At 68.2% G+C, this 6,000-nt stretch carries 6 protein-coding genes; 2 read left to right on the top strand and 4 right to left on the bottom strand.

The window, feature by feature from the left end; translation table 11 throughout:
• Positions 1–98 precede the first annotated feature (98 nt).
• The gene (locus IT779_RS21585; protein WP_196151164.1) at positions 99–1,268 is read left to right on the top strand and encodes an FAD-binding oxidoreductase; all 1,170 of its coding nucleotides are present in this window, start codon (positions 99–101) and stop codon (positions 1,266–1,268) included.
• 113 nt (positions 1,269–1,381) lie between these two features.
• Here the strand turns inward: IT779_RS21585 and IT779_RS21590 are convergent, their stop codons facing one another.
• The 4 genes from IT779_RS21590 to IT779_RS21605 all read right to left on the bottom strand — a co-directional run bounded on the left by IT779_RS21590 (position 1,382) and on the right by IT779_RS21605 (position 5,519).
• Positions 1,382–2,194, bottom strand: coding sequence for an FAD-binding oxidoreductase (locus tag IT779_RS21590; protein ID WP_408637776.1), 813 nt, complete (start codon positions 2,192–2,194; stop codon positions 1,382–1,384).
• Positions 2,195–2,259: 65 nt separating this feature from the next.
• Entirely contained in the window at positions 2,260–3,417 is a 1,158-nt protein-coding gene (locus IT779_RS21595) for an FAD-binding oxidoreductase (protein WP_196151165.1), read from the bottom strand.
• Positions 3,418–3,638: 221 nt separating this feature from the next.
• Positions 3,639–4,535, bottom strand: a complete 897-nt coding sequence (locus IT779_RS21600; protein WP_196151166.1) for an LLM class flavin-dependent oxidoreductase — start codon at positions 4,533–4,535, stop codon at positions 3,639–3,641.
• A 48-nt stretch (positions 4,536–4,583) separates the two neighbouring features.
• A complete protein-coding gene (locus IT779_RS21605) occupies positions 4,584–5,519 on the bottom strand; it encodes an NADP-dependent oxidoreductase (protein WP_196151167.1) in 936 nt (311 codons plus the stop codon).
• 315 nt (positions 5,520–5,834) lie between these two features.
• Here IT779_RS21605 and IT779_RS37915 point away from each other — a divergent pair.
• Positions 5,835–6,000, top strand: a 166-nt coding sequence (locus tag IT779_RS37915) for a Clp protease N-terminal domain-containing protein (protein ID WP_196151168.1), incomplete at its 3' end; no start/stop codon positions are given.

Raw genomic sequence — 6,000 nt, forward strand, 5'->3', positions numbered from 1 at the left:
GCCTACACTCCTTGGCATCGGCTGCTGACGAGTGTCCCGCGGCACCTCACTCGCTGGCACGTTATGTGTTCCGAACGCGAAATGGGGTTGTGACACAAATGGATTCGCGGACTGTCGCTTTGATCAGAACCACGTTCAAGGCGGTTGCTGCGGAGGAGGGGGGTCCGGAGAAACTGGCCAGTTCGTTTTACGCGACTTTGTTCTCCGACCACCCGTACGCGCGGGATTTCTTTCCCGCCGCGATGGACTCGCAGCGTGACCGACTGGTAAGGGCCATCTCCTACACCCTCGACCGGCTCGAAGAGCCGGACAAACTCCTCCCGTTTCTCGAGCAACTGGGGCGTGACCACCGCAAATACGGTGTGCAGCCTGAACATTACGTCGCGGTGGCGACCTCGCTGAAGTCGGCGATGCGGCGCTTCGGCGACACCGAGATGTGGACCGACGAAATCGATCAGGCATGGGACGAGGGCCTTTCCGTCATCGCCGAGACCATGATCGGCGCGGCCCAGAAGGAATCGACACCCGCGGTGTGGTCGGGCACTGTGGTCGAGCAGCGACAGGTGTTGCGCAACCTCACCGTGGTGCGGCTGCAACTGGATCAGCCCATGAGTTACGCGGCGGGGCAATACCTCAGTGTGCAGGTGCCGTCGAGACCGCGCATGTGGCGCTATCTTTCGCCCGCCGTACCCGCGAATACCAACGGCGAGATCGAATTCCACATTCGCAGCGTGCTCGGCGGCTGGGTGAGCCCGGCCATTGTCGGGCAGACCAGGATCGGCGAGCAATGGCTGCTCGGCTCGCCACTCGGCGGCCTCGGCGTGCCGCGCAACGTCAAGCGCAAGATGCTCATGGTCTGCTGCGGAACCGGAATCGCGCCGCTGCGAGCCCAACTCATGTCGATGGCGCAGCGGCGGACCAATCCCAAGGTGCAACTGTTCGTCGGCGGCCACCACCCGTGCGACCTGTACGACCTCGACACCCTGAGCCGCCTGGCCGTCGCCAATCCGTGGCTCACCGTCACACCGGTCACCGAGAACGATGAGTACCCTTGGTGGTACGAGGATTCCGGGGAACCGCAAGCGGAACTGCCCGGCCTGCAACCGCGGCTCACCGGCCAGATCGGCAAGGTCGTCGCCGGATTCGGCCCGTGGGCCGACCGCGACGTGCAGATCGTCGGATCGCCGTCGATGGTGCAGACCACGAAGTTCCGGCTCATGGCGGCGGGCACGCAGACCAGGAACATCCGCCACGACCCGCTGTTCTGACGGCGGCGCGGCCGAATACGGCGTGCTCGCCGTTCGGACGAAGGTCGGGATCCAGGCGGGTGACGACTATCCGCGAGTACAGGAATGGATCCCGGCCTTCGCCTGGACGACGATCACAGACCCTCGACCTGGATGCGGGCTGCGGGCGTCCCGGTCTCCAGCAACCGGTCAACCGTCGCGCGCGTCATGCCGGGCGAACCGCAGACCAGGACCTGATGTTCGGTGAACGCGCCGTGCGAGCCGATCACATCGGCCAGCGTGCCTTCGAGCAGGTCGTCGGCGGGGAAATCGATGTCGACGCGCGAACGTTGGTGCCACTCGTCGGCCCGATTCGGGTCGTCGAGCCGCTCGACCACGGGAACGACGGTGAGCCAAGGCAATTCGTCGGCGAGCAGCACCAGCATGTCCGAGGCGTACAGGTCGCGCGGCGAACGGCCGCCGACGAACAGGTAGGTGCGCGGCGGTCGCGGCGCGCGCGCCAACTCCAGGATCAGCGAACGCATCGGCGCGAGTCCGGTGCCGCCCGCGATCATCACCACCTCGTCGCCCTCGGGGTCGACGTGGAAGGTGCCCGCGGGCGCCGAGATCCGCCATTCGTCGCCCTCGGCGGTATCGGCGACGAGTTGTCGGCTGAGCCAGCCGCCGGGCACCGTGCGCACGTGGAATTCCAGTTTGCCGTCCAGCGACGGCGGCAGCGCCGGGGAGAGCCTGCGCGCCACGTTCGGCTGCTGCGGTGTCCTGACCAGCACCGACTGGCCCGCGCGGAACGGGACGAACTCGCCGATCAGGCGGATGACCGCGACATCGTGGCGCAGCCGATGGTGCGCGACCACGGTCGCCGACCACTCCGGCGCGGCATCCGGGTCGAAGGGCGCGCCGCCGAACGCGCCCTCGGTGCCGTTGCCGAGCATGCTCGGGTCCGTCATCGAAACTCCTGTATCCCGCGGGCGAATCCCGCACCTGACTTGGCTGTGCTCATGGGCGAGGTGGCTCAGACCGGATCGGAACTGATGATGTACTCCGGTGTGCCGACCGCGATGAGCGCGCGGCGCGTGTCCTCGATCATGCGCGCCGAACCGGCGATCTGGATCTGCCGGTCGGCCCATGCGCCGAAGCTGGCGACCACCGCGCCCAGATTACCGATGAGCCGCCGGTGCATACCGTAGGGCGCGTCCGCGGGCGGATGCGGATACCACCACGGGTTGGTCTTCTCCTCGCAGACCGGAACCACCGTCAACCACGGGTTGCTCTGCGAGAGCTGCCACATGTTCTCCACGTCGTACAGGTCGCAGGGATACCGGCCGCCGATGAAGAAATGCACCCTCGGGTTGATGCCGCGCTGACCCATCTCGATCAACTGCGCGCGCAGCGGCGCGATACCGGTGCCCGCACCGATCATCAACACGTCGCGGCCGCTCTCCCGGTCCACGTGCAAACCGCCTAGCGGACCCGCGACCTGCCAGCGGTCGCCGACTTTCGTCTCGTTCACGATGGCCGGGCTCACCCAGCCGCCGCGCACCTTGCGCACATGGAATTCGATCTCACCGTACGGATTGGCCGGAATGGCGGGCGAAAGATACCGCCACATCTTCGGCCGCTGCGGCACCGCGACCGGCACGTACTGCCCGGCCTGGTAGGGAATGGGGCCGTCGGACTGCAAGCGGACGATCGCCAGATCCTCGAGCACCTTGCGATGCCCGACCACCGTCGCCTCCCAGAACGGCTTGCTTTTGTCGGAGTTCGCGCCGATGGCCATGGACGCCGAGATCAGGATGGTGATGTCGCGCCAGCCCTCCTCGAGTTCGCGATGCCAATTCGGCCCGTGGAACGTGCGGAACGCGGAAAGCAGCGCCCGGCCCGCCGCGTCGTAATGGGCGGCCGAAACACCGTATTTGCGATGGTCACGCGCCAATTGTTCGAGGAATTTCTGGGCCCGCTCCCAATCCTCCAGATTGTCCAGCACGAACTGGATCGCGGTCGCCAGGCGTTTGGCCTGCATATCCATGGCGGGCGGGAACAGTTCGCGCAATCGTGGATTGTCCGCGAACAGGTGACCGTAGAACGCGCTGATCAACCGCTCGGACCCGCCCGGTGCATCGGTCACCGAACGGAAGTTGGCGCGGACCAGCGCAGCCGAACGCGCATCCACGACGTGGAGCTTCCTTTCCCTCGTCTAACTCAGGGACGTATCCGTAACCGGCGGTCCGTCGACAAGTATCCCTGAAATTCCCGTATTGGTGTGGGTATGGGCCGGTGGAGTCGGCCCGGCGGTATTTCCGCGGGCAGACCTCGTCCACCGCCTCGTCGCCGGTCCGCCGTATTTCGCCCGAGGCGATTATGCGGCGGGGCGGACGAGTGCCGCACGCCGGGTCAGGCTGTGACGGCGGCGCGGACGGCCGGTACCACCTGTTCAGAGTAGCGCCGAATCTGATCGAAGGGTTCGCCCTCCATCGGCCAGAACACGAATCCGTCCACCCGCTGGTCGTGATGCAGCGCCGTCAACTCGTCCACCCAGCGGGACGCGGGGCCCTCCAGGAAACCGCGGTCGACGCCCTCGTCGGTGATGGCGCCCGAGACGTTGTAGATGCGGCGCACCGCGCTCGGGTCGCGTCCGGCGGTGGCGGCGGCCTCGTCGATCCGCTTGTTCGCCTCGGTGAGGAATTCGGGCGGCGCCCAGCCGGAGGAAGGCAGCCAGCCGTCGGCGGCATAGCCGGTCAGCGCGAGCATGCGCGGCCCCTTCGCGCCGAGCCAGATGCCGGGATCGCGGCTCGGCGCCGGACCCGGATGCGCCCCGTCGAGGGTGTGGAAACGACCGAGCACCCGCACCGACCGCTCGTCGCTCCACATCGCCCGGATCACCGCCATGGCCTCGCCGAGGGCGAGCACCGCGTCGCGACCCTCGTGCCGCGGCCCGCCCATGGCAACGATGGCGTCGTGGAACGCGCCCGCGCCCAACCCGAGGTGCACCCGTCCCCCGGTGATGATGTCGAGCGAGGCCACCGCCTTGGCCAGCACGGCGGGATTGCGCAGCGGCAGATTGGCGACATCGGGGAACCAGCGCAGCCGCGAGGTCCGCACCGCGAGCGCGGTGAGCAGCGTCCAGGTGTCGAAAAACCGGCGCTGGTAGGGGTGGTCCTGGATGCCGACGAGGTCGAGGCCCGCGGTGTCGGCGTAGGTGACCAGCTCGGTGAGTTCGTGGTAGTTGTCGGCCTCGGGGATCAGGAATAGGCCGAAATCGACGCGGGAACTCGCGGGTCGCGCGCGCATGGTCGTCCTCCTCGGGTCGGGCGAACAGGATCGGATGCGCACGGCCGTTCAGATCACCAGGACCGTTTTGCCGCGCGCACCGCCCGCGCCGATCACCGATGAGGCTTGGGACAGCGGAACGGTGGCTTGCACCGGGATCACCACGTCGCCGTCGGCGACTCGGTGCAGCAGGCGGGCGAGTTCGGCGGCGCCGCCGCGTGATTCGATATTGCCGCCGGTGAGGTCGCGCTGTCGCAGCGCCTGCTCGTCGGCGGCGCCGATCGTGGAGTACACCGCGCCGCCGGTGCGCACGAGTCCGCTCAGGTCGGCCAGTGCTTCGGGGGTGCTGACCAGGTCGAACAGTACGTCGATGCCATCGGGGTGGCTGCGGCGCACCGCGTCGGCGACCGGGGCGAGGCCGTGGTCGACGGTTTCTGCGGCGCCGAGTCGCGCCATTCGGTCCGCGTCGGCGGCGCGCGCGGTCGCGATGACGTGGCCGCCCGCGATGTTGGCGAGTTGTACGAGGAAGGAGCCGACGCCGCCGGTGGCGCCGACGATCAGGACCTTGTGGCCCGGTTGGATTTTCGCGGCGTCGACCAGGTCCTGCGCGGTCATGCCCGCGGTCGGCAGCGCGGCCGCCGCCACCGTGGGGACCGGCGCCGGGATGCGCACGATCGCGGCGTTCTCGGGCAGTACCGCGTATTCGGCGAAGCTGCCGTGGCCGACCGGCGGCGCCAGGAACCTGCCGACCACGCGATCGCCGATGTCGAAGTGCGTCACCTCGGCGCCGGTCGCCGACACGGTGCCCGCGCCGTCGACCCCGAGGATCAGCGGAAAGTCGTGCGGGACGGCGCCTTCCAGGAAGCCGTCCGCGATGCGCAGGTCGAAGGGGTTGACCCCGGCCGCCTCCATTCGCACCTGCACCGCGTTCGGCGCGGGTTCGGGTGTCGGCATCTCGGCTGTCTCGATGGGGCCTGCGAACTGTCGTACCACGATCGCGCGCATCGTCGCTCCTCGTTCGGCTGACTACCTCTCGCTACCGCTCGGACCGTGCGCCGCCGTGTCGGTCACGGCGCACATATGCATCCCTACACCACCGGCGGGCCGATTCCCGGCATTGCGCGGGGGTGCGGCGTAGCGTTCGAGTCGCCGTGTTCGACCCGCCGCGCGGCGCAGGCCGGGGCCGGCCGAAAATTTCCGAAGTTGAGCGGAACAGACTCAACCTTTCGGACGTTGGACGGAGTGAATGCGGCACCGGGCGGGGCGTACACGCACCGGCTCCGGGGTGGACCGCGTGGAACCACTGAGAGGAAGGCGTACGTGAACGCGTTCACCACGAAAACCCAAGCGGCCCTGACCTCCGCCGTGCAGGCGGCTTCCGTCGCGGGTAATCCCGAGGTGCGTCCGGCGCATCTGCTGGTCGCGTTACTGGACCAGACCGATGGTGTGGCGGGTCCGTTGCTCGAGGCTGTCGGCACCGACCCGG

The organism is Nocardia bovistercoris, from assembly GCF_015674855.1.
In the GTDB taxonomy this organism is placed as follows: Bacteria; Actinomycetota; Actinomycetes; order Mycobacteriales; family Mycobacteriaceae; genus Nocardia; species Nocardia bovistercoris.

Bases quoted from the DNA above. Each gene is read 5' to 3' on its own strand.
- IT779_RS21585 (WP_196151164.1), top strand. From the start codon at position 99: ATGGATTCGCGGACTGTCGCTTTGATCAGAACCACGTTCAAGGCGGTT.
- IT779_RS21605 (WP_196151167.1), bottom strand. From the start codon at position 5,519: ATGCGCGCGATCGTGGTACGACAGTTCGCAGGCCCCATCGAGACAGCC.
- IT779_RS21600 (WP_196151166.1), bottom strand. From the start codon at position 4,535: ATGCGCGCGCGACCCGCGAGTTCCCGCGTCGATTTCGGCCTATTCCTG.
- IT779_RS21590 (WP_408637776.1), bottom strand. From the start codon at position 2,194: ATGACGGACCCGAGCATGCTCGGCAACGGCACCGAGGGCGCGTTCGGC.